The organism is Kordia sp. E, assembly GCF_056033805.1.
Genome location: NZ_JBRASR010000003.1, coordinates 170303 through 193948, shown reverse-complemented (window position 1 = coordinate 193948; position 23646 = coordinate 170303). Strand labels below are relative to the sequence as shown.

Sequence of the window (23646 nt, the reverse complement as noted above, 5' to 3'; positions counted from 1 at the left end):
TTATTTTTAAGCATTCACAAATAACATATGAGATTACACGATTTAATATTGAAATCAACTGAAATTTCTATCTCTTTAGATGAAATACATTTAAGCACTCATAACAAAGAACAGTTGCAGCAATTGCTAGATGAGTTCAATTATTTTGAAGCTTTAAAGGAATATGATTTACCAATAGCAAATAAAATATTATTACACGGTCATACTGGTTGTGGAAAAACTGCTACAGCTAAAGCTATTGCAAAGGAATTAAACAAAGAAATCATTATTCTGAATTTGGGAAGTTTTGTTTCTTCTAAATTAGGGGAAACTGCCAAGAATATTACAGATATATTTAAAAAAGCTTCTCGCGAAAAAGCTGTTCTATTTCTTGACGAATTTGATTATATCGGCAAAATCAGAGATTACGATAGTAAAGATTCTGGAGAAATGAAACGTATTGTAAATACAACCATTCAGCTCCTCGATAATATTTCAGATGACACCTTACTTGTTGCCGCAACAAATTATTTAGAAATTATAGACACAGCTTTGTTACGACGTTTTCAATTAAGACTTCAATACGATTTACCAAATAAAGAAGCTTTAGATCGTTATTATGATGACCTTTTAAGTAAGTATCCAAAAAAATATCAAAAGCTTACTAGAGTATATAATATTTCATATGCTGAAGCCAAAGATATTGTTATGCTTTTCGTCAAAAAGCAAATCATTACTACTGAAAAAAGGAAAGCTTCAGAAAAGAAACATTATTTATTTTCATACGGAACATTACAACTAGAAAAAGTACAACAAGAAACCTATAATCGCATTTTATCTGGCAGTAAGGATTCATTGTCAAATTATAAGTTAGCATCATTAGAAATCACAAATGCTGAAGTACTGACTAAGAGTGAACAAAAATTTCATCCTATTGCTGTTAAGACGCTAAATTTAAACGATCATATTGAAGGTGTTATCTTCGAGATTACTGAACAAGAATTATTAGATACAGACACCTATGAAGTTGATGATTATGAAAGAGTTTTAGAAACATTTACTTCAGGTAAAGAAGCTTGGATTTATGTAGCAAAGAATAATTAAATTAAAATAGCTCCCGAACCATTTTTATCAGTATATACAATTTCGCCATTAGTAAATGTTACGCCAGTTGCAATATCGTTTTGAAGCAACATAGCGCCATCAGCATCTATAAAATCAAGTAAAGGTGCAAGTTGTACCAGATTTGAGATTCCAATAGAAGATTCTGTCATACAACCTGCCATAATTTTTATTTGTTTTGCTTTCGCGATTTGAATCATTTGCAACGCTGGTGTAATTCCACCACATTTCATCAACTTAATATTGATTCCGTGAAACACTTCTATACATGTTGAAACATCCGCTAGTTTTTGACAACTTTCATCCGCAATTATTGGCAATGCACTTTCTTGTTTAATAGTTTTCATACCTTCCCAATTGTCTGCCTTTAATGGTTGTTCAATAAATTCTACATTGAGTTTTTTGAGAATTTCAGCATTTTTTATAGTTTCTTCCACTGTCCAAGCACAATTAGCATCTACTCTGAAAACTGAATTTGTAATCTCACGAAGTTCTCGAATGATTTTGATATCGTTTTTTGTTCCAAGTTTTATTTTATAAATCGGCCAAGGTGTTTCTTTAATTTTCGATTTCATCACAGCAATCGAATCTATTCCTATAGTAAAGTTTGTCTTTGGTAAGTTGTCATCGTTCTCACTCCAAAATCTACGCAATGGCTTTTGTTGTTGTTTTGCATACAAATCCCAATACGCACAATCTATCGCGCACAATGCAAAGTAGTTATCTTTCAATTTTGGTTCTAATAATTTCCAAAGTTCGGCTGGATACAAGTTTTCTTCTACAGCTTCAAGTACAGCTTTGACACTTCTGGCGGAAGCCTTTAAACTCTCAACAGTACTATTGTAATACGGATTTACCGTTGCTTCTCCGTAACCTATATGATTTCCATCCGAAATTGAAACTACCACCGTTTTTTGAACCGTAACTGTATACCGCGAAGTGGTAAATGGATTTTTTAATGGAAGTGAAAAAATTTTGATCTCTAATTGCAACTTCATGTTTTAAAGATACAGTTTCTTCAATATATGAAAAATAAAAGTACTGTATCATTTACAATGATTCGCTTTCTAATGAAACTTCTGTATGAAAACCATATGCTTTTAATAAAAAACTTAATAAGTTACAAAATCATAATCAATTGACAATAAGTTAAATACCTTTTATTCATACGTCTTTACCTTACAAATAACGAAGGTTTTATCTATATCTTTAAGTAATTATAACCAATAAACAAACCAAACATGAAAAAAAGTATTTTTAAAGCATCATTATTCGGAATAATGCTGCTTACAGCTTTCGGGCTAAGTGCACAAACAACAAATTTTGGAACAGGTTCTGGAACTCTCGGAAATGGATCTACCTATGTAGGTGTCAACACAGGAGGTTCAGCTACAACCGCAACTATAAATAATAGTTTTTATGGACAAGATAGTGGTAGAAGTACAACAACAGGAAGAAGCAATTCTTTCTATGGAAACAATTCAGGGCTTTATAATGTGACAGGTGATCTTAATTGTTACTTTGGAGTAGCAAGTGGTGCAAAAGCTGGTAGTAGCAATAGAAACTCTTTCTTTGGCTCATCTAGTGGAGTGTACAGTACTAATACAGAAGACAATACATTTATAGGCTATTCTACAGGAACCTATAATGTTGGAAGTTACAATACTTTCGTCGGATCAGATTCAGGAAAAGGAATCTCTGGAAATCAATCACCAGGGAAACTAAACTCTTTTTTAGGTAGTTCTTCTGGACACAAAAATCAAGGAGTAGCAAATACTCTTTTAGGAGCATATTCAGGATATAATAATATTACTGGAGACAGCAATGTATTTATAGGCTATGCTGCAGGATATAATGAGCTCGGAAACAATAAGTTATATATTGATAATACTACTACTCCTACACCTCTTATTTATGGTGACTTTGCCAGCAATAAAGTAGGAATTAATACAAATCAACTACCAAATAGTGTCGGTGGAGCAAATACAAGTGCGTATGGTTTATATGTAAAAGGAGGTATTTTAACAGAAGAAGTACGTGTAAGAACTGGTTGGGCAGATTATGTATTTGCTAAAGACTATCACCTTACTCCAATTAATGAAGTTGAAACTTTTATAAAGGAAAACGGACACTTACCAAATGTTCCTTCTGCAACTCAGGTAGAAAATGAAGGAATAGAATTGGGTGACATAGCTCGTATTCAACAAGAGAAAATAGAAGAACTTACCTTGTATATCATTAATCTACAAAAACAATTAAATGCTTTAGAACAAAAATTTGACAAAAAAATCAATAAGCAATAAATGCTTTACTTAAAAATTAACATTATGAAAAACTTAAATATTTTTATACTAAGTTTTCTCTCTTTTGTTTTCTATTCAGGTATAGCTCAAGAAAATATTGATGAAAATTTATTAGAAGAACTCAAAGCTAAACAATCGGAAGAATTTGTTTCTGTTATTGTCATGCTGAAAGATCAAGCTGACATTGTTGAACTGAAAAGAAGTCAAGAAAAACTTTCAAGACAGGAAATTCATATGCAAGTTGTCACAACTTTACAGGACAAAGCAAAGGTTACACAAAGTGATTTGTTAAGTTATTTATCCATGCATCAAAGACGAGGTAATGTAGAAGCGTATAAACCGTTATGGATTGTAAATGCTGTCATTGTAAAAGTAAAATCTAAAACTGTTTTTGAAATAAGTAAACACAAAGATGTATCATTTATATACTTAGATTACATCATTACGTCTATAATTCCTGTAGAACAAACTAGAGGTTTATCAACTTCCATCAATGGTGTAGAAGACGGAATTACCTTAATTAATGCAGACTGTTTATGGGCTCAAGGCTATACTGGAAATGGCAGAATAGTTTCACACTTAGACACTGGAGTTGATGCGAGTCATCCAGCATTGTCAAGCAAGTGGTTAGGAACTGTTCCTGGTATTACTGCTGCAGAATCTTGGTTTGACCCTAATGGTCTTTCGCCTAGTTTTCCTGTAGATTCAGGATCGCATGGAACACATACGATGGGAACTATTTTAGGAAGTACTCCAGGAGATATTATCGGGGTTGCTTATGATGCAAAGTGGATTTCTGCAGGTGTCATTGATATTGGCGGAATAAGTGGTACAGTGACAAACGCATTATTAGCGCTTCAATGGACAGCAGATCCAGATGGTAATCCATTTACGGTAAGCGATGTTCCTGATGTAAGTTCTAACTCTTGGGGATTAAGTCCAATTTATGGACACGTTCCAAGTGCGTGTGATACCACATTTTGGTCAGCAATAGATAATTTGGAAGCTGCAACAGTAGTTGTATTATTTGCTGCTGGAAATGAAGGTGGATTTGGAAGTAGTACATTACGAACTCCTGCAGATAGAGCCACTACATTTAACAATGCTTTTTCGGTAGGTGCATTAGATGCAACTGGAAGTAATATAGCAGGTTATAGTAGTAGAGGTCCATCAACGTGTGCTACAGGTACAATGTCTATAAAACCAGAAGTCGTAGCTAGAGGTTCTGCTGTAAGATCATCTATACCAGGCGGTGGATATGCAAACTTTAACGGAACTTCCATGGCAACTCCTCATGTTGCTGGTGCTGTAGCTTTATTGAGAGAAGTAAATCCAAATGCTACTGTAGATCAGATTAAAGATGCTTTAATTTTATCTTCCATTGACTTGGGAACTGCTGGAGAAGATAATGATTATGGTCATGGATTAATTGATGTTTGTGCCGCGGCATTACTAATATCACCATGTCCAGCTGTTCTTAACATCACTGCAAATGTTCCTTCGGGAACTGATACACAAGAAGCTTCTAACAGCATTACTGCTTCAAATACAATAAGTAATGGAGCAACAGCTATTTATCATGCTGGAGATGAAGTATTATTAACATCCGATTTTGATGCGTTAAATGGTTCTGTCTTTAGAGCGTATATTGAAGGTTGTACCAACAACTTTGTTAGTAGACAAGCGCCTGCAACAACTGTTATTTTTGAAGATTCAAATACGCCTATTTTTGAAGAAGAAACCACAGCAAATAAAATGTATGTTGCTCCAAATCCAAATAATGGAACATTTACACTTTATTTTGATCAAAAAGAAAAAGGTGTACTCCAAGTTTTTGACTTCAAAGGAATTTTAGTGTTAGAAAAAGCTTTTGAACCTAATACTAATTTACCAGTGAATATTCAACAGAATAGAAAAGGAATGTATTTTGTAAAAGTGATTACCCAAAATCAAACATTTACAGAGAAAATCATAAAAGAATAAACATTAACTAATTATAAAAAAAAGCGAATCTATTTACTAGATTCGCTTTGCTTTTTATAACTATATTTATTTTTAATACGCTTCGTCGTGAACACTAGCTACTGCTCTACCTGAAGGATCGTTCATGTTTTTGAATGATTCATCCCATTCTAAAGCTGTTACAGAACTACACGCCACAGAAGGTACTGATGGAACCGTTAATGAAGCAGTTTCTGATGGAAAATGCTCTTCAAAAATAGTTCTATAATAATACTCTTCTTTTGCTCTTGGTGTTTGTAGTGGAAAACGGAATTTAGCATTTGCCAATTGTTCGTCTGACACTTCGCTTTCTACTAATTCCTTTAAAGTATCAATCCAACTGTAACCAACGCCATCACTAAATTGTTCTTTTTGTCTCCATGCTACGCTTTCTGGTAAGTACGATTCAAATGCTTTACGCAATACCCACTTTTCCATACGTTCTCCGTTAATCATTTTATCTTCAGGATTGATGCGCATTGCAACATCCATAAATTCTTTGTCAAGGAAAGGCACACGACCTTCTATTCCCCAAGCTGCTAACGATTTGTTGGCACGCAAACAATCATATTGATAGAGCTTATCTAGTTTACGAACGGTTTCTTTGTGTAATTCTTCTGCGCTTGGCGCTTTGTGGAAGTATAAATATCCTCCGAAAATTTCATCTGCACCTTCTCCAGAAAGCACCATTTTTATTCCCATCGATTTGATAACTCTTGCCAATAAATACATTGGCGTCGAAGCGCGAATTGTGGTAATATCATAGGTTTCTAAGTGATAGATAACATCTTTTATTGCATCCAAACCTTCTTGAATAGTAAATTTTACTTCATGATGTACTGTTCCAATATGATCTGCGACTTTTTGGGCTGCAGCCAAATCTGGAGAACCTTCTAATCCAATAGAAAACGAGTGTAATTGTGGCCACCAAGCTTCACTTTGATCGTCTGTTTCAATTCGTTTTTGCGCATATTTTTTCGCGACAGCAGATGTAATAGAAGAATCTAATCCACCTGAAAGCAATACTCCATAAGGAACATCAGACATTAATTGTCTGTGAATTGATGCTTCCAACGCTTCACGCAATTCGTCAATACTTGTTTGGTTTTCTTTTACAGCTTCGTATTCCATCCAATCACGTTGGTACCATTTTTTCAATTCACCATCTTTACTATCTAAATAGTGACCTGGAGGAAATACTTCTATCTTACTACAAACACCTTCTAAGGCTTTTAATTCCGAAGCAACATAGAATGTTCCGTTTTTATCCCAACCCATGTATAGTGGAATGATTCCCATGTGATCTCTTGCAACTAAATAACGATCTTCTTGTACGTCATATATTGCAAATCCGAAGATTCCATTGAGTTCGTCTAAGAATGTACTTCCTTTTTCTTTGTATAATGCTAAGATGACTTCACAATCTGATTGTGTTTGGAATGTATATTTTCCATCAAATTGTTTTCTTAACTCTCTATGATTGTATATTTCGCCATTTGCGGCTAATATTAATTGTTTGTCTTCACTAAATAATGGTTGTTTTCCAGAAGCTGGATCTACAATTGCCAAACGCTCATGCGCTAAAACTGCTTTATCATTACTATATATTCCTGACCAGTCTGGCCCACGATGACGGATTTTTTTCGACATCTCTAAAAGTTGAGGTCGTAATACTTCTGTTTTCTCTTTTAGATCAAAGGCGCATACAATTCCACACATAATCTTTTCTTTTTTGTTATAATTACACTACAAATATGCCTTTTAACTTTCAATTTAAAAACATAAAATTCATTTATACTTATAATTTAAAACTAAAAAATACTTATTAGGCAGCAATTGAAACTATTTTATTTAAAAAAGACGATTATACTTTCAGACTAAAAAAAAGGAACATGATATCATATTCCTTTTTATTCATTTTACTAGAAAAACAGACTATTCTTCGCCCCAAGTACAATTGCGCACATCTGTATCACAGACTTCAAAACAAGAATCTCCTGTAGGTTTTGCAAATCCGCCTTTGACTAAGTTGATGTTTGTAAGATTTACTATTGATGTTCTTTTAAAATTTAATTGACTTTTTAATTGTTGTTTTTTCATGATTTTGGTTTTTGTGATTTTTATATGTTTTCTTCTATTTTAAACTTACTGTAATTTTTTAAGAAATAAATACGGCTTCACCTTACTTATTTACATGTAGGTTTTTTATTGTATGTAGAATTTTAACATCTATTACAAAAGTTTAACATTATTCTAAGAATAACTTTTAGTAGTTTTATGTCATAAATAATTCATCATGAAAAAGAGCTTTTTGGCTACCTTATTTTTTATAACATTATTCTTATGTAGTGCTGATGTTTCTGCGCAAAAGTTTAGTGACATCGACAAAAGCCCTCATGATATTAGTTATTTTAAATCAAAAAGAAACGCGCCGCCTGTTATTAAGGTTTTATACGGAAGACCACAAAAGAAAGGAAGATCTATTTTTGGAAATTTAGTTCCTTATGGTAAAGTATGGAGAACTGGCGCAAATGAAGCTACAGAAATTACACTTTTTCAAGATGTAAAACTTGGCGAACAAGAAGTCAAGGCTGGAACGTACACATTATTTACGATTCCTGGAAAAAAGTCTTGGACAATTATTTTAAATTCAGACACGGACGTTTGGGGCTCTTATTATTATGATAAGAACAAAGATGTTGCCCGCATAGACGTTCCTGTTAACAATACTGATAGCGTTGAATATTTTTCAATTGCTTTCAAAAAAGAAACTGATGGTACCAACATGATATTAGCATGGGACAATATCAGCGTTGCTGTACCGTTTAGTTTTTAATTATTCTTTATTTATTGTTATTATTGGTTATTTGAAGAACTCAGAAGTCGTTAAGATTTCTGAGTTTTTTTCTTTTATAGATTGTTAGAACTTTTAGACTTGTTAGTTGTTGTTTCTAATAAAGGTAGAAATCTATATTATTCAAAGTGGATTCTGCATCAAGTTCGGAATGACAACATTACTTTTAAGTATTTCTTAATACAAATTTGTGTGCAAACTCATTCGAAATGACAATTTACTAATTAGTATTAAGTATCTAAATTGAAGTTTCTGTTTTCTAAAAATACATCAGTACGATCTAATATCTAATAACCTATTTTACTTTTTTACCAGCTAAATATGTCTCCTTAATTGTTGTTTTTAGAATGTCGTTTTCTGGAATTTCCATAATATTTTTATCTAAAACGATAAAATCTGCAAATTTTCCAACTTCAATGCTACCTTTTTCAGCTTCTTCAAAGTTGCTATATGCTGCCCAAATTGTCATTCCTTTAAGTGTTTCTTCACGAGATAATGCATTTTCTTTTTGAAAACCACCATTTGGATAATGGTCAGAATCTTTTCTGGCTACAGCCGCATAAAATGTTTTAAACGTACTTACATATTCAACCGGAAAGTCAGTCCCTAAAGCTACTTGTCCTGATAAATTTAATAGTTTTTTATATGCATACGCATCTCTTAAACGTTTTTCACCTAAACGATCGCCTGCCCAATACATATCACTAGTAGCATGTGTTGGCTGCACAGATGGAATGATGTTTTTATTTTTAAAGTGAACAAAATCTGCTTCATCAATTACTTGTGCATGTTCTATTTTCCAACGACGATCTGTTTGTCCTTGTAATACACGCGCATAGTTTTTTAGCACTTGATAGTTAGCCGAATCACCAATAGCATGTGTGTTCATTTGGTAGTCAGTTTTTGCAATTCGATCTGCTAATTTTGATAGTTCTTCTGGACTTATAACCATAGCACCAAAGTGATTTTCTTTGTCTGTATATGATTTTTTTAAAGATGCTCCGCGTGAACCTAAAGCGCCATCGCCATATACTTTGAATGAACGCACATTTAGATAATCAGTTTTGTACGGTTCTTTACCAATATAATGCTCTACATTTTCAGGTGTATTACTAATCATCGCATAAATACGCATGCTTAATGCATCTGCTTTTTGCAAACTATCAATGAGATTGATAACACTTTTATCCAATCCGGCATCGTTTACAGTTGTTAATCCATATTGAAAACATGCATTTTCTGCATCTTGCAATGCTTGAATTTGTTGTTTTCTTGATGGTTTTGGAATGATCTTATCTATTAAATCCATTGGATTATCAATCAAAATTCCTGTAAGCTTTCCGTTCTTTAGCTGAATTTCTCCTCCAGCTATTTTTGTTTCTGGATTAATTCCTGCTAAGTCCAACGCTTTCTGATTCGCCAAATATGCATGTCCATCTACACGTGTTAAAGCAACTGGTGTATCTGGGAATAATTCGTCCAAACGATCTTTAGTTGGAAATTCTTGTACTTCCCAATCGTTTTGATCCCAACCTCTTCCCGTAATGAATGGTGCATTTTTTTCTTTTTGAAATGCTACTACTTTCGCAATTACTTCTTCGTAACTTTTCGTTCCTACTAAATCAACACTTTGCATGTTCATCCCTAAACCATAAAAATGACAATGTGCATCTATAAACCCTGGAAATACAGCCTTTCCGGCAACATTTACCCTTTTTGCAGCTTCGTAATCGTCAAAAATATCTTTTGTGTCTCCTATTGCAACAAATTTCCCATCTTTTATCGCAAATGCTTCTGCTTGTGAAAATTCTGAATCTACTGTGTAGGCTTTTGCATTGAAGACAATCATATCAACTTTTTCTTTCTCCGAACAGGAAAAAAATAGTAATGATAGTACAAGGAAAATGGTTAATTTTTGCATTTTAAGGCTAGTTTTTAGTGTTTAAGAACCAAAACGTTTTAAGTACTTCTCGATACTATTTTCTTCATTTTATTCCGAAAATCACTCGAAGTGACGCTTTGAAGGATTTAAAAATACAACTTTTTACTGTTGCGATCTATTCCTTTTTATTTTTGAAACAATAATTCACAAAAAAAGCGCTCAATGTTAGTGAACGCTTTTCAAAATTATAATTTATTTTATGTGTTAGAAGTCAAACTTATACGTTGCTCCTGCCATGATTTGAAATTGTTGTACTGGGAAATTTACCCAACGTTGGTAATCTTGATTAGCAATATTGTTTGCTTTTACAAACGCCGTTAGCCTATCATTAAAACGATATCCAAGATGTGCATTTACATCAATAAAACTATCTAATGTAGCAATTGTTGGCATTGATGAAATTGTTATTTGATCTTTACGCTCACCTATGAAGAAGATATTTGTTCCTGCAAACCAGTTTTCTGTGATTTGATAATCTGCAAATATAGAAGCTTCAAGTTCTGGTAAGTTCCACGCTTCTGCTTGCTTATCCATACTGTAATTGAAGTATTCAAGTTTTGCTCCAAATTTAAAATTGCTTGTAATATCAACATTTACTTCTCCAAATGCAGCAATTGTATTTACATCGTCATATACAACATTGAACGAGTTTCCATAGGTATAACCGTTAGCTGAAGTTGCTGAAGGACTAAATGGATTTGCTTGAAATAAAGCTTTTCCACTTTCAGCAATGTAAGAAGCTCTAAGATTATAACTTACGTTTCCTGTTAGCTTTCCTTTGATTCCTAAGTATCCATTATACTGCTGATCCGTTGGCGCAATTGCCAATGTTGGCGATACAAAATTGTTTTCTTGTACAAAATCGTAGTAAGAGTTTTGTTTTAAGTCACCTTCTATTCCCGCGTAAGCGATTACATTGTCTCCGCTTAGTTTGTATTGTGCTGTAATTCTTGGGTAGATAAAAATGTCGCTTTCACTATTTTCAGTATCTAAACCAACATAAATTGCTGCTCCAAAATTTACTGTAAGATCGTCTCTTAGAATCACTAAACTTGGAGAGATTCCAGCTTTTAGTGTACTGTAATCGATTCCTGCAGTTTCCTGGAAGTTGTTTTTAAATGTTCCACCAACATAGTCTAAATCAACAGTTGTTTTTATTAATTCACCAGCAATCTCTACTTCAAATTCTGGTTGTACAATTAATCTATTTTCTCCAGAACTAAACGCGTCAAACATTCTTCTGTATAATATCTTTCCTCCATTGAAAAACGAATTTTCCATGTTTACATCAGCTCCAACATATATATTATGATATGTTTGCTGCTCACTAATAGCTCCAATTTGGGCAGGCGTTAAGATTTCTTGTGGCAAACCGTACCAATTATAAACCTGATGTTGATATCCTAGTTTTCCTTTCCAAGATAAATCGCGTCCACGATTGATGTATGCTAAATCGAGTTTTGTGTCAAAAAATTTATCATCCAATTGCACATTTTCAATTCCACCTTGCGAAGAATGATGATTTAAAGAAATATCAAACGTTTCGTCTCTACTAATTGCTCTACTTGTGTAAAAATCAAGTGCTGCTGTATTGTAGTTCCCTAAACCTAGAGATACATATGTATTGTATAGTTTTTCTCTTTTTGCTTTCTTTAAGCCTTCTGCTTTTCCTTTTGCAGGTGTAAATGTAGACGCAACTGGAAATGAAAAGATAGAATATTTTATCTCCTTTTTCTTGTTGGTTTCTTTATCGTTTAACGAAGGTGTTTGTTTAATCTTGAAAGCATCCGAAATAGTAGGTGTATATGATCGAACTACGTTTACAACTTCCGTTCCAATCGTTTCCTCCTTTTCCTTCTCTTTTTCTTCACCTTTTTTCTGAGCATTCGCCAAATTAGCCATAAAGAATATCGCTAGAATAAAACCTGATTTTAATATTTGGTTTCGCATAGATTGCTTGCTTTGTATGTTTATGTTTGATTTCAAAATGTCGTCTTTAGGATTAGTTTCCATCTTTTTCTTCTTCCGCTGGCGTTACTGATGAGTTACGTTTTGCTTCTGCCTTTTTGATTTTGGCTAATTCCGTTTCTGCTTCTGCAACTTCGTCTGTGTAATCTGTAAAGTTTTTGATAACACTTTCTAAAATGTATGTTGCTTGGAATGCATCTTCTAAAGCATAAAAGTTTTTTGCCATTAGAATTAATCCTTTTGCTCCAAATTGCTTGTAACTTGAATAGTCTTTTACTAATTTTTGAACTGCCGTATTAGAACCTTCATGATCATTTTCTTTGTTTTTGAAATACGCATCATAGTATAATGCTTCAGCCGCCAGTTTTCCTTTGGCAATTTTTTGTACTTCTATATATGCTAATTTTGCTTTGTCTTCATCGTCCGTAGCAATTGCCGAACGCGCAATGATTACATGTGCATCACTTTTAATACGATCATCTACTTTTTCATTTGCCAATACTTTTTCAGCATAACTTACCGCTTGTGCATAACTCTTAAGTTCGTAGTTCGCTTTCATTAAGTTTGATTGTGCAAATGTGATATTCTGTGGAAAATCAGCACTCTCTTCTAAACGCTTCAATACTGGAATTGCTTTTGTGTAACTGTCCGTTTCTAAGAATACTTGTGCTAAACGTGCTAACGCTTGTTCTGTATACTCGTTACGTTCTGTTTGCAATACAAATTCATAGTATGGAATTGTTTTTTGCGTTTCTCCTTTACTAAAGTATGATTGTGCTAAGTAGAAATTTGCTTTTGTAGCATGCAATCCGTTTGGAAATTGTTCTGTGTACTTTTCAAATCCTTTAATTGCTTTATCCGTATTGTTTTGCACGAATTGTTTTTCAGCTGCTTCATACGTTGCATTGTCCAATTCGGCATCCGTAACATCTACAAAGTCTAAGTTTTTAACCCAGTTTGCATATACTTCTACTTGCCCTAATTCTATATAAATTAATTTTGCTGTTGCAACTGCTTGAATCGCTTCTTCCGTATTTGGAAATTTTGCTACAACTGCTCTAAATTTTGTTAATGCAACTTGGTTTTTTCCACCATTATAATTGATTAAACCTTGTTTTAAGATTGCTTTTGGTACATATGAACTTTTTGGATAGTCAACCACCATTTTTTCATACGTATTTAAACCATCTTCTATATTTTCTTCATTGATGTACGTGTTTCCTAATTCGAATAAAGCATCATCACGTAATGAAGATTTTTTATATTTTTTTGTGAATTTATCTAACTCACTAATTTTCGTATTCGTTTTTCCTGTGAAACCGTAACTAATTGCTTTTTGAAAGTATGCATAATCTTCATCTACACCTTTCATTGCAATTGCTTTGTCGTATGCTTTGATTGCGTCTGCATATTTACTTGTTACAAAATGACTATCACCTAAACGTAAGTAACTATCATTTACACGACCTTTATCATCTGCATTATTTGTGATAAACTTTTCAAAATTTGTTATCGCGTTCGTATAGTCTTTTTGCTTAAAGTATGTATATGCTAAGTTGTAATCAATAGTTTCTGCTTCTTCAGTATCCGTAATATTTGCAGTTACAAATGATTTAAAACCTTCCAAAGCAATATCATAATTATCTAATAAATAGTTTGTTTCTGCTTTCCAAAAGGTAGCTCTTGCTGTATATTCAGGAGCTTCATTTTCTTTGAGTGATTTTTCAAAATACGATAATGCATCTTGATATTTTCCATCGTTAAATAATTCAATAGCTCTGTAGAATGCTACTTTTTGATACGTTGCTTTATCACTGTATTTCTTACTCGCTTCAAGTAAATCTAACGCTGCTTCGTAATCTTTAGAAGTAATGTATGAACTTACCAGTAACTCTTCCAATTCTGCTTGGTGTTCAGTTTCAGGATATTTTTTCAGGTATGATGTTAATACAGAAGGAACACTTTCGTATGGGTTTCCTATTTCATAACTCAAACGTGCATAATTTAATCCTGCATCTTCTTGAATTTTTACATCAAAATCCATTTGTGAAGCATTACGGAAGGCATTCAACGCTTGTTGTTTTTTGTCTGTATTTAAATAACATTCACCTAAGTGATAATAAGCGTTTTGCGCTACAAAATTACTTCCGCTTACAATTTTATTGAATTGCTTTATAGCATTTTCATAATCCTTTTGTTTGTAATATGCATATCCTAATTGATAGAAATCTGTATTATTCCATCTTCTCTTTTTCCCTTTGTATGCTTTTAAATACGGAATTGCTTCATCATATTTTTTAAGGTTAAAATAACTTTCTCCAATAATTTTATTGAGTTCGGATATTTCTTTTCTATCTGCATTTGGCAATTCTTTTTTAGATAAATCAATTGCTTTTTGAAAGTTTCCAAGTTTGAAATTCATATCAGCTTTGAAATACGAAAGCTTTTCATTGAATTCATCTTCTTCCGAAACACCTTCAAAATATTCGTTTGCTTCTTCGTATTTATCTTCTTGATACGCAATATATCCTGTATAGTATTTTGCTTGTGAACCGTATTTTTGAGAATCTAATAATTTCTGAAAATATGTTTTAGCCTGATCATATTTTTTTGATGTGAAATACGCGTATCCTTTTTTGAAATTGTATTCTTCACGTTGTGAATTCGTTAAATTATTTTCACCCGATTTGTCATACCATTTTAAGGCACGTGAATATTTACCATTTTCAAAATAGTAATTTGCTACATCTATATATGCAGAATTTCGTTTGGTGCTTGTTGGATATCTTGTTACAAAATCTTCCATCATATTATCTGCGCCTAATTGGTTTAGTCGCACCGCACAATTAGCAATGTAATATGCACAATTGGCTTTCGTTTCATAATCACTAATTTCACCTTTTACACGGTCAAAAAGCGCTTGAGAAGCTTGGTATTGCTTACTATTATACAAATGTAATGCTTCGTTGTAATCCTTTAAATCGTGTGTATACACTTTGGTTTTTTGCGCGTATGATAGTTGAAAACATACGAACACGAAACATAGAATAAGTTGAAGATTTTTTTTGCTCATGAATCTTGTTGTTTTATGAGTTTTGCAATGAATTGCGATTGTATTTTTATTCCATACAAACTTAACGTAAATATATCTGTTTCGCTAACTTTATAAGGCAGCTTTTCTGTTAAGAAAAACACAATTCTCTAATGAGATAACGTGTGTTTTTTAGGTTAATTATATTTTAAGCTAGATTATTATATTTTTGGACTGAATTAGGTTATCAGACGTATGAATTCAATATGACGTTACTACAAACGAAAGTGAAATGTTTTTTGCTAAAAAGCAGATTGCCACATGTTTTATTTCTGTCTTTTGTCTTGATACAAAAGAAACAAAAAATCAATTCTGTCCGCAGGAAATTGCTACGCATCATTCAATCGCTAAGCTACATGCGTTACGCTTCGCGTAGCACTTCCGCTTGCTTCTTCATTATTTCTTTAGACAGAGGTACAAGATGAATGAATCTTTTTTCATTTAATTTTTTAGGATTGGACTTTAATTGTTTACTTTGTGTATTCTATTTAAAATCATTCAACATACATGGAGCAAATTCTCAACCTTAGAGGCGTTTCTATTTTCCAAAGAGAAAATCTTATTCTATCCGATATCAACCTTGTTATTAATAAAGGTGATTTCGTATATTTAATTGGGAAAACAGGTTCGGGGAAAAGTAGTTTTATTAAAACATTGTATGGCGACTTACCTTTGACAGAAGGCGAAGGAAGTATTGTTGATTTTGATTTAAACACCTTAAAAGAAAAAGAGATTCCTTTTTTACGTAGAAAACTTGGTATTGTTTTTCAAGATTTTCAATTACTGAATGACAGAACTGTTGCCGCAAATTTATTGTTTGTTTTAAAAGCCACTGGTTGGAAAGATAAAGACAAAATGGAAGCAAAGATTGATGAAGTTTTGGATAAGGTTGGTATGAAAACAAAAAACTTCAAATATCCGCATCAACTTTCTGGTGGAGAACAACAACGTATTGCAATTGCCCGCGCACTTTTAAACGATCCCGAACTAATTATAGCTGATGAACCTACTGGAAATTTAGATCCACAAACCAGTATGGAAGTTATGCAAGTATTACAAGAAATCAATAAAAACGGGCGTACCATTTTAATGGCTACACACGATTATGCAATGATTCTAAAATATCCTTCTAAAACTCTTAAATGCGACGGAGGTAAAGTCTTCGAAGTAGTTCAAAAGAATGTATAATTCCCTCAAAAACACACTCAAAAAGATAATTCCAAATCGTTTTATCTTTCAAAACGAACCTTTTTTTAGGTTTTTTCACGGTATTTTTTATTTGGGCACATCACATCAATGCACAGTTTGTTCTAAGAAGCTAAAATCATTTATCAAACTAAAAAATAATGATTCCCTATGCCCATTTTGTGGAAGTATAGCTAGGAATCGTCGTCTTTGGGACACCTTACACTCTAAGCATTCATTACAAGGAAGTATATTGCATTTTTCCCCATCTAGAAATATTTATAGAAAATTAAAAAAACGAGCAGATATTTCATATATTACTTCTGATTACGAAGACGAGTTTATTGCCGATTATCACTTTGACATTACCAATATTGAACAAAAAGATGCCTCTTTTGATACGATTATATGTTATCATGTTTTAGAGCATATACAAGAAGATACGAAAGCGATGCAAGAATTGTATCGAGTTACCAAACCAAACGGAACCATTTTTATTCAGACACCTTTTAAGGAAGGTACTATTTATGAAGATGATACGATTACAAGTCCTGAAGATCGTTTAAAACATTTTGGACAAGAAGATCATATTCGGATTTATTCGGTAGACGGACTAAAGAAACGGTTAACCGACGTTGGTTTTAACGTAAAAAAACTTACTTTTGAACCAACTGAACATGATGTATATTACGGATTTATTTCCCCCGAAACTATTTTAATTGCAACTAAGTAATGCTGTCGATCCTTATCCCTACCTATAATTACGATATTTCTTCTTTGGTTGAAGAAGTGCATGCACAATTACTTTTTGCTAAAATTCCTTTTGAAATTATTTGTTTGGACGACTGTTCTACGGATTTTGATAGTATTCAAAAAAACGAAGTTATCAATTCGCTTTCTGATGCAAGTTATATTGTTTTGAAAGAAAATATTGGAAGGAGTAATATTCGAAACTTACTTTCTGACAAAGCCCAGTATAAGTATATTCTTTTTATTGATGGCGATTCTTTGATATTGGATGATTTGTATATACAACGCTATTTAGACGCTATTTCTGAGGATTCGGCTATTATTTATGGAGGAAGAACTCATCCTGAAAAAGTTACCAAAGAGCGACTATTACGCTGGAAATATGGGATTTACAGAGAAGATGCTTCTGCTGAAGATCGCAAAAAAAAACCATACAAGAGTATTTTATGCAATAATACTTTAATGACCAAAACTTCCTTTGATGCAATAGGTTTTGAAAAAGCTATTACACAATATGGGCATGAAGACACCATTTTTGCTTTTAATGCAAGTAAGTTAGATATCAAGATTCAACACATTGAAAATCCTGTTTTACATGGTGATGTAGATTTAAATGAAATCTTTTTTCATAAAACACATCAGTCGTTAAAAAATCTAAATTATATTTATAAAGAACAACTTATTGATTTATCATTTATTACTTTTTTGAGTACATACAATGTGCTCAAAAAATATAAACTCAATTATGTACTTGCACTTATACATAAAATTGGTTATCCTTTCTTTAAATGGCAGCTTACTTCTAACAATCCTTCTCTACACATTTTTAATTTGTTTCGTTTAAGCTATTTTTGCACTATAAACTTACGTGCATGAAGCCTTTTTTCTCTGTAGTTATTCCATTATTTAATAAAGAAAAATTCATTAGTAAAACACTAAATTGTGTATTACAACAATCAATTACTGATTTTGAAATTATTATTATAAATGATGGTTCAACAGATAACAGTTTGGCCACAGTAAAAAGTTTTGATGATAACAGAATTAAAGTTTTTACACAAGAAAACTCAGGTGCTTCAACTGCCCGAAATTACGGTATAGAAAAAGCTACAGGGCATTTTATAGCATTACTTGACGCTGATGATTACTGGGAATCTAATCATTTAGAAGCTTTAAAAGATTGCATAGATAAGTTTCCAGAAGCTGGATTGTATTGTACTAATTTTAATATAAATGTTGATGGCACTCATATTAAAAAAAGTCAATTTAATTTTTCATTTGACACAGAAATTATTCCCATTCCTGACTTTTTTATAGCCAGTATTTTTGGATTTGTTGCTTCCTCCTCTTCTGCTGCTTTTCGGAAGGACGATTTTTTAGCTTTGGGCGGTTATCGCAAACATATTAAATCTGGACAAGATTCTGATTTATGGATTCGATTCGGATTGCATCATGAAGTTATTTTCAATCCAACAACTACCATGTGTTATAATCAGTTTGACAATTCAAGTTTATCTAAAGGAAATCATCTTCAAGGTAGATATGTGGTTGTATCATCTTATACTGAGATGGAAAAGGACAACGCTTCTTTAAAGTGTTGTTTGGACGCTAATAGATATGCACTTGCAATGCAATGTATACTTATCAACAAATTGGATTTGTATCAAAAATTAAAGAAAGAAATTGATTTTAAGAATCTAAATATGAAGCAAAAGCTTTTGTTATATCTACCAAAAAATTTATTGGTTTTAATGAAAAAAACGCAGCTTTTTCTATCTAAAAGACAAATTTATATTTCAACTTTTAAGTGATTGAAATTCATTGTAATCTCTAATATAATCTTCCTCTAAAAATACTCCAGAGGCAACTACCAAACATACCGATCCTGATGAAAAGTTTTCCAGTTCTCGCCAAATCATCGTAGGAATCAAAAGTCCCACATTAGGCTTATTTAGCGTGATTCGTTGTTTATTTTTCCCATCATCTAAAACTACATCAAAACTTCCACTAACTGCTATCAACAATTCTAATTGCTCTTTGTGTGCATGTCCTCCTCTATGCGCTCCGCTAGGAACATCATATAAATAGTATACGCGCTTTATTGAGAAAGGAATTGTTTCATTTTCTATAACAGATAAATTTCCTCTTGGGTCGGAAATTTTAGGTAATTCTATGATTTTAATATTTTGCATCATTTTCTATTAATTCTTTCCAATGTAAAGCTACATTATCAAGTGTTAAGTGCTGAACCGATGATTTTGCGTTTTTTTTGCATTGTACATGCAATGCTCTATCTTCTAAAAATACGTTAAAAGCTTTTGCTAAAGCTTCTATATTATGATTTTCAACCAACAACCCATTGTGTCTGTGTTGTATTATTTCTTTTGGTCCTGACTTGCAATCTACTGAAACTACTGGAATTCCACAAGCTAAAGCTTCTACTAATACCATTGGAAATCCTTCATGTCTGCTTGTTAGCACACTAAAAAATGCTTTGCGAACATAAGGAAACGGATTTTGGAGATGCTTGATATGTTTTACATACGGTTCAAGCTGTAAAGCATTTATATTTTCTCTCAACAAAGAAACATCTTTCCCATCTCCAACAATATAGAGTTTTATACCTTTTTTAGATAAATCAGAGGCTTTATAAGCATTCAAAAGTAAGGTTAAATTTTTAACTTTTTCATCTATTCTACCATAATAGATTATATAATTATCATCGTTCACTAATAGGCTTTCATCTATACTTTTACCAATAATATCAGAAGGAATTGGATTGTATATTTGTGCGCAGTTTTTGAATGTATACTTTTTAAAAACTTCGCTCTGAATCTCTTTACTTACTGCTACAAATTGATCTATCTTATTGTATATTAATTTTAGTAAAAATTGAGGTTTTGGAAAATAATGTTCTAAATGATAGCTATGAATTACTGATATAATTTTTTTTGCTCTAAATATGTGATGATGATAAATGAATTCTTTTAAAAATTGAATTTTGGTACGATTATCAATAATCACATCAAAACCGTGTTTTTTAAAGTAAGATCGTGCTGTTTTTATCTTTTCATATTGAGAATGTTCATTCTTTACTTCCTGTTTTAAACAGAATAAAGTTCCTGAATATTCATAATCAATATCATTGTTAATGATTAAAATATGAACTTCATATCCTAAGTCTGTTAACATTTCAGATAGCAATGCACTAAAACGCTCAGCTCCGCCTTTGCCTAAGGATGTAGAAATTATACATATTTTTTTCATGCGGGCTTAAATTAATTAAATATGTTCACAAAGTGTAATCAGGCGTATATATAAGTTATACTACTAACTGAGTTTATCTTAGTTTTATTAATTTTTAATCGAAAATAGGGAAAAATTAGTTCAGATGTGTACTTTTTAAAAGTGATAACTGCAATTCATCCAAAAGAAATGAGAAATGTGCAAATTTCTAGTATTTTTAGCCAATAGAAAAAGACAAGTCACCTTTCATTGTACTAGCTTATAAAAAAAGTACTTTTCACAGGTCTCTTTCTTTTTAGAAAAACAGTATATGCGAATTTTATTAATTGGGGAATATAGCCGGTTTCATAATTCTTTAAAAGAAGGATTGGAAGCCTTAGGGCATGAAGTTTTACTCGTTGGCACAGGAGATTATTTCAAACGCTTTCCTGTTGACATTAATACGGATGCTACTCTTTTTAAACATAATAAAATTCTGAATTTTTTCAGACAAGTTATTTTTCGTTGTACACGCCTAGATTTAGCATATACAGAAACGGCTATTCGGTATCTGTGGCACTCAAAAAAGTATAAAGGTTTTGATGTGGTGCAACTGATAAATTCGAATGCCATAAAAACACATTTACCATTAGAAAAATATTTCATTTCTAAATTGAAAAAAAATAATGCTAAGTTATTTTTATCTGCTTGCGGAGACGATTATCATTGCATTTCCTATATGTTAGATAAGCCCGCTTTTAAATACCATGTGCTAACTCCTTATCTACAAGACAAGTCTTTAAAAGAAACGTTTAGTGCTCCTCTACGCTATGTTACTAAGACATATAAAAAACATTATGATTTTGTGTATAATCTGTGTGATGGCATTATTGCTTCTGATATGGATTACCACATTCCTTTGATCGGAGATAAAAAATACTTAGGTCTTATTTCAAATCCTATAAACATTGATATTTTAGATTTTCAACCACTTGTAATTGATGATAAGATTCATATTTTTCATGGTATAAATACTGCAAGTGCCATAAAAAAAGGAAATAAAATTATTCAAGAAGCTTTAGAAGAAGTACAACAATTATCCCCTGAAGACATTGTTGTTAAAACTACGTATAGTCTTCCATATAAAGAATACATTCAAGTCAATAAAGATTCGCATATCATTATGGATCAAGTATATGGTTATGACCAAGGATATAATGCTTTGGAATCTATGGCAAGAGGAAAAGTTGTGTTTACTGGAGCCGAGAAAGAATTTGAATCATTCTATAAGTTAGATAAAAAAGTAGCTGTTAATGCTACACCTGATAAAGAACAGATTATAGCTGAACTGAAATACCTAATTACACATAAAGAGGAAATTATTGCGCTAGGAAAACGAGCAAGAGCATTTATTGAAAAAGAACATCATTATGTAAAAATTGCCCAACGTTATATTGATACGTGGTCTGGAGTTTAATTGAAAGATTCAATAATTCAAAGATTAAAATCTATACTCTTTGATCTATTTTCTATTCAAGGTTTAAGGTTCAAGAATCTGAAATCAACAAATATTAATCTAAACGATTAAAGATTTGAAAATTCAACTAACGTTAAAGTAAGTTTCTCAAAATGAATTCTCTAGAATTCTATTGTAAGATTTCACTTAAGGCTCTAAAGGTTGTTTCATAACTAATGTTAGTTTTTATTAAATGTAATAATTCACTAGAGTCATTCATTATCTGACCATTCAATAGAATTCCATTATTTTCTCCAAAACAAATCGTATCTACTTTCTTATAAGAATATTTTGCATATACAGTAATTCTAATGTTAGGATAATTTTCCTCTTTAGATTTTGTTAATTTCCGAGTTAACCTACAAAATTGATCTATAAAATCTTGGGCATTGATCGTTTTAAAAAAAATGTCACTTTTTTTAGCATTATTTTTTAATTCATTGATACATCCCATTGCAATAGGTGTTGTTGTACCTTTTTGAATAAAATAAATATCAAAACTACATGTTTCTTGAGCTTCAGAATTAGAGTTATTTCTACAGGCAAACATAGAAAGAACTATTATTACCATGAAAAGCATTGTTATTTTATTGTTGAGCATAGTAATACTTTTTAGCTAGAATATAAAGAATGCTTTTTTATATTTTTTTGTAAAGATTCTAATCTTCATTATACTTATTAATACACCATATTGATATTTTTTAAGCTTTCAACCTTCTAATTCCTTCAAACACAACAATACTTACTGCATTTGCCAAATTTAAGCTTCTAATATGCTCACTAAACATTGGAATCGTGTATAATTGATCTGGATATTTAGTTGTGACTTCTTCGGGTAAACCAACCGATTCTTTTCCAAAAACTAAAAATAAATCATCTTCATATGGAATTTCATCATAGGTTTTTGTTCCATGACTGGATAAATAAACCATTTTTTTAGTTGAATTCTTCTCGTAGAATTCTTCTATATTTTCATAAATATGAACGGATAAATGTTGCCAATAATCCAATCCTGCACGTTTGAGCCGTGCATCTGTAATTTCAAATCCGAAAGGTTTCACTAAGTGTAAGTTAGAACCTGAAGCCAAACTGAGTCTACCTATGTTCCCTGTATTTGTTGGGATTTCAGGTTCTATAAGTACTATATTGTATGCCATTATTTAAATGCTATGTAATCAATTTCTATTTTAAAATCGCTTGCTTTTTTTTCATTCGTCACAAATCCTAAACGAAGAATACTTTCCAGTTCTTTTTTTGTTGGCTTTCCTGCTTTTTTTCTTCCAACACTATATTTGATAAATTCTGAGAATGAAATTTCTTCTTTAACCCATTTCCAATCTGTATTGGGTAAATCACGTTTATAATAGGGTAAAAACCAACGTTTGTCCATTTCTAACGTCATTGCCATTGTATATCCTTTTGAACGGTATTTGACAATTATTTTTTCGTAGCCAGATAAATCTCTTTGATAAAATGGACTTTTATAAGATGAAAATCCTCCATTGTTACGCAATGAAACTGTTCCTGTAAAAGATACACAATCATCTAACATGAATGTTTCTCCTTTGGATAACCCGCCCATAACACCGTCATTTATAATTTCCCAACGTCCTCCATCTTTGTTTTCGCCAAAATCGATTTTCTTTTTTTGAGCAAAGACTATTTGTGTGAAGATTAATAAGAATAGAAATAAAATTCTTTTCATTACTT

The 23646-nt window shown here is 32.0% G+C and carries 20 protein-coding genes; 9 read left to right on the top strand and 11 right to left on the bottom strand.

Going from position 1 to position 23646, the window contains the following annotated elements:
• The first annotated feature begins 27 nt into the window (after positions 1 to 27).
• A complete protein-coding gene (locus tag ACUUYC_RS13940) occupies positions 28 to 1083 on the top strand; it encodes an AAA family ATPase (protein WP_474266637.1) in 1056 nt (351 codons plus the stop codon).
• Here ACUUYC_RS13940 and ACUUYC_RS13935 read toward each other — a convergent pair.
• Positions 1080 to 2099, bottom strand: a complete 1020-nt coding sequence (locus ACUUYC_RS13935) for a dipeptide epimerase (protein ID WP_474266635.1) — start codon at positions 2097 to 2099, stop codon at positions 1080 to 1082. The two genes, ACUUYC_RS13940 and ACUUYC_RS13935, sit on opposite strands and share 4 nt — an antisense overlap.
• Positions 2100 to 2342: 243 nt before the next feature.
• Here ACUUYC_RS13935 and ACUUYC_RS13930 point away from each other — a divergent pair, with 243 nt between their 5' ends.
• Positions 2343 to 3404, top strand: coding sequence for a hypothetical protein (locus ACUUYC_RS13930; RefSeq protein WP_474266633.1), 1062 nt, complete (start codon positions 2343 to 2345; stop codon positions 3402 to 3404).
• A 24-nt stretch (positions 3405 to 3428) separates the two neighbouring features.
• The gene (locus tag ACUUYC_RS13925; RefSeq protein WP_474266631.1) at positions 3429 to 5387 is read left to right on the top strand and encodes a S8 family peptidase; all 1959 of its coding nucleotides are present in this window, start codon (positions 3429 to 3431) and stop codon (positions 5385 to 5387) included.
• Between the two features lie 72 nt (positions 5388 to 5459).
• On the opposite strand, the gene asnB is transcribed toward ACUUYC_RS13925, so the two are convergent.
• Entirely contained in the window at positions 5460 to 7124 is a 1665-nt protein-coding gene (gene asnB, locus ACUUYC_RS13920; protein ID WP_474266629.1) for an asparagine synthase B, read from the bottom strand.
• Between the two features lie 216 nt (positions 7125 to 7340).
• The gene (locus ACUUYC_RS13915; RefSeq protein ID WP_474266627.1) at positions 7341 to 7505 is read right to left on the bottom strand and encodes a hypothetical protein; all 165 of its coding nucleotides are present in this window, start codon (positions 7503 to 7505) and stop codon (positions 7341 to 7343) included.
• A 196-nt stretch (positions 7506 to 7701) separates the two neighbouring features.
• Here ACUUYC_RS13915 and ACUUYC_RS13910 point away from each other — a divergent pair, with 196 nt between their 5' ends.
• Entirely contained in the window at positions 7702 to 8241 is a 540-nt protein-coding gene (locus ACUUYC_RS13910; RefSeq protein WP_474266625.1) for a DUF2911 domain-containing protein, read from the top strand.
• A 313-nt stretch (positions 8242 to 8554) separates the two neighbouring features.
• Here the strand turns inward: ACUUYC_RS13910 and ACUUYC_RS13905 are convergent, their stop codons facing one another.
• From ACUUYC_RS13905 to ACUUYC_RS13895, 3 genes are all read right to left on the bottom strand, one after another.
• Positions 8555 to 10180, bottom strand: a complete 1626-nt coding sequence (locus ACUUYC_RS13905; protein WP_474266623.1) for an amidohydrolase — start codon at positions 10178 to 10180, stop codon at positions 8555 to 8557.
• Positions 10181 to 10405: 225 nt separating this feature from the next.
• Positions 10406 to 12151 (bottom strand): TonB-dependent receptor, encoded by a 1746-nt coding sequence (locus tag ACUUYC_RS13900; protein ID WP_474266621.1) that lies wholly within the window; start codon positions 12149 to 12151, stop codon positions 10406 to 10408.
• A 52-nt stretch (positions 12152 to 12203) separates the two neighbouring features.
• Complete coding sequence (locus tag ACUUYC_RS13895) at positions 12204 to 15242, bottom strand: tetratricopeptide repeat protein (RefSeq protein ID WP_474266619.1); 3039 nt, start codon at positions 15240 to 15242, stop codon at positions 12204 to 12206.
• Between the two features lie 525 nt (positions 15243 to 15767).
• On the opposite strand from ACUUYC_RS13895, the gene ACUUYC_RS13890 reads away from it, so the two are divergent.
• Genes ACUUYC_RS13890 through ACUUYC_RS13875 form a run of 4 tightly spaced genes read left to right on the top strand, consistent with a single transcriptional unit; the run spans position 15768 to position 19006 of the window.
• Positions 15768 to 16448 carry a cell division ATP-binding protein FtsE gene (locus ACUUYC_RS13890; protein WP_474266617.1) on the top strand — a complete coding sequence of 227 codons (681 nt, stop codon included), beginning with the start codon at positions 15768 to 15770 and terminating at the stop codon, positions 16446 to 16448.
• Positions 16441 to 17178, top strand: a complete 738-nt coding sequence (locus ACUUYC_RS13885) for a class I SAM-dependent methyltransferase (RefSeq protein WP_474266615.1) — start codon at positions 16441 to 16443, stop codon at positions 17176 to 17178. Before ACUUYC_RS13890 ends, ACUUYC_RS13885 begins: the two co-directional genes overlap by 8 nt.
• On the top strand, positions 17178 to 18071 hold the full coding sequence (locus tag ACUUYC_RS13880; protein ID WP_474266613.1) for a glycosyltransferase family 2 protein: 894 nt from the start codon (positions 17178 to 17180) through the stop codon (positions 18069 to 18071). The genes ACUUYC_RS13885 and ACUUYC_RS13880 overlap by 1 nt, the downstream gene beginning before the upstream one ends.
• Entirely contained in the window at positions 18068 to 19006 is a 939-nt protein-coding gene (locus tag ACUUYC_RS13875; RefSeq protein WP_474266611.1) for a glycosyltransferase family 2 protein, read from the top strand. The genes ACUUYC_RS13880 and ACUUYC_RS13875 overlap by 4 nt, the downstream gene beginning before the upstream one ends.
• Here the strand turns inward: ACUUYC_RS13875 and ACUUYC_RS13870 are convergent.
• Together ACUUYC_RS13870 and ACUUYC_RS13865 are read right to left on the bottom strand one after the other, a co-directional pair.
• Entirely contained in the window at positions 18992 to 19390 is a 399-nt protein-coding gene (locus ACUUYC_RS13870) for a sugar 3,4-ketoisomerase (protein ID WP_474266609.1), read from the bottom strand. The two genes, ACUUYC_RS13875 and ACUUYC_RS13870, sit on opposite strands and share 15 nt — an antisense overlap.
• Positions 19374 to 20462: a glycosyltransferase gene (locus tag ACUUYC_RS13865; protein WP_474266607.1), complete on the bottom strand. Its 1089-nt coding sequence runs from the start codon at positions 20460 to 20462 to the stop codon at positions 19374 to 19376. Before ACUUYC_RS13865 ends, ACUUYC_RS13870 begins: the two co-directional genes overlap by 17 nt.
• 289 nt (positions 20463 to 20751) lie before the next feature.
• Between ACUUYC_RS13865 and ACUUYC_RS13860 the strand changes: the two genes are divergently transcribed.
• Positions 20752 to 21897: a glycosyltransferase gene (locus tag ACUUYC_RS13860; RefSeq protein WP_474266605.1), complete on the top strand. Its 1146-nt coding sequence runs from the start codon at positions 20752 to 20754 to the stop codon at positions 21895 to 21897.
• Positions 21898 to 22066: 169 nt separating this feature from the next.
• Here the strand turns inward: ACUUYC_RS13860 and ACUUYC_RS13855 are convergent, their stop codons facing one another.
• The 3 genes from ACUUYC_RS13855 to ACUUYC_RS13845 all read right to left on the bottom strand — a co-directional run bounded on the left by ACUUYC_RS13855 (position 22067) and on the right by ACUUYC_RS13845 (position 23641).
• Entirely contained in the window at positions 22067 to 22537 is a 471-nt protein-coding gene (locus ACUUYC_RS13855; RefSeq protein ID WP_474266603.1) for a hypothetical protein, read from the bottom strand.
• Positions 22538 to 22637: 100 nt separating this feature from the next.
• Positions 22638 to 23093: a tRNA (cytidine(34)-2'-O)-methyltransferase gene (locus tag ACUUYC_RS13850; RefSeq protein WP_474266601.1), complete on the bottom strand. Its 456-nt coding sequence runs from the start codon at positions 23091 to 23093 to the stop codon at positions 22638 to 22640.
• A complete protein-coding gene (locus ACUUYC_RS13845; RefSeq protein ID WP_474266599.1) occupies positions 23093 to 23641 on the bottom strand; it encodes a CIA30 family protein in 549 nt (182 codons plus the stop codon). Before ACUUYC_RS13845 ends, ACUUYC_RS13850 begins: the two co-directional genes overlap by 1 nt.
• Between the last annotated feature and the right edge of the window lie 5 nt (positions 23642 to 23646).

Coding starts and splice junctions, on each gene's coding strand:
- ACUUYC_RS13850 (WP_474266601.1), bottom strand. CDS start 23,093: ATGGCATACAATATAGTACTTATAGAACCTGAAATCCCAACAAATACA.
- ACUUYC_RS13855 (WP_474266603.1), bottom strand. CDS start 22,537: ATGCTCAACAATAAAATAACAATGCTTTTCATGGTAATAATAGTTCTT.
- ACUUYC_RS13895 (WP_474266619.1), bottom strand. CDS start 15,242: ATGAGCAAAAAAAATCTTCAACTTATTCTATGTTTCGTGTTCGTATGT.
- ACUUYC_RS13940 (WP_474266637.1), top strand. CDS start 28: ATGAGATTACACGATTTAATATTGAAATCAACTGAAATTTCTATCTCT.
- ACUUYC_RS13870 (WP_474266609.1), bottom strand. CDS start 19,390: ATGATGCAAAATATTAAAATCATAGAATTACCTAAAATTTCCGACCCA.
- ACUUYC_RS13935 (WP_474266635.1), bottom strand. CDS start 2,099: ATGAAGTTGCAATTAGAGATCAAAATTTTTTCACTTCCATTAAAAAAT.
- asnB (WP_474266629.1), bottom strand. CDS start 7,124: ATGTGTGGAATTGTATGCGCCTTTGATCTAAAAGAGAAAACAGAAGTA.
- ACUUYC_RS13900 (WP_474266621.1), bottom strand. CDS start 12,151: ATGCGAAACCAAATATTAAAATCAGGTTTTATTCTAGCGATATTCTTT.
- ACUUYC_RS13845 (WP_474266599.1), bottom strand. CDS start 23,641: ATGAAAAGAATTTTATTTCTATTCTTATTAATCTTCACACAAATAGTC.
- ACUUYC_RS13880 (WP_474266613.1), top strand. CDS start 17,178: ATGCTGTCGATCCTTATCCCTACCTATAATTACGATATTTCTTCTTTG.
- ACUUYC_RS13930 (WP_474266633.1), top strand. CDS start 2,343: ATGAAAAAAAGTATTTTTAAAGCATCATTATTCGGAATAATGCTGCTT.
- ACUUYC_RS13865 (WP_474266607.1), bottom strand. CDS start 20,462: ATGAAAAAAATATGTATAATTTCTACATCCTTAGGCAAAGGCGGAGCT.
- ACUUYC_RS13890 (WP_474266617.1), top strand. CDS start 15,768: ATGGAGCAAATTCTCAACCTTAGAGGCGTTTCTATTTTCCAAAGAGAA.
- ACUUYC_RS13875 (WP_474266611.1), top strand. CDS start 18,068: ATGAAGCCTTTTTTCTCTGTAGTTATTCCATTATTTAATAAAGAAAAA.
- ACUUYC_RS13925 (WP_474266631.1), top strand. CDS start 3,429: ATGAAAAACTTAAATATTTTTATACTAAGTTTTCTCTCTTTTGTTTTC.
- ACUUYC_RS13905 (WP_474266623.1), bottom strand. CDS start 10,180: ATGCAAAAATTAACCATTTTCCTTGTACTATCATTACTATTTTTTTCC.
- ACUUYC_RS13885 (WP_474266615.1), top strand. CDS start 16,441: ATGTATAATTCCCTCAAAAACACACTCAAAAAGATAATTCCAAATCGT.
- ACUUYC_RS13860 (WP_474266605.1), top strand. CDS start 20,752: ATGCGAATTTTATTAATTGGGGAATATAGCCGGTTTCATAATTCTTTA.
- ACUUYC_RS13915 (WP_474266627.1), bottom strand. CDS start 7,505: ATGAAAAAACAACAATTAAAAAGTCAATTAAATTTTAAAAGAACATCA.
- ACUUYC_RS13910 (WP_474266625.1), top strand. CDS start 7,702: ATGAAAAAGAGCTTTTTGGCTACCTTATTTTTTATAACATTATTCTTA.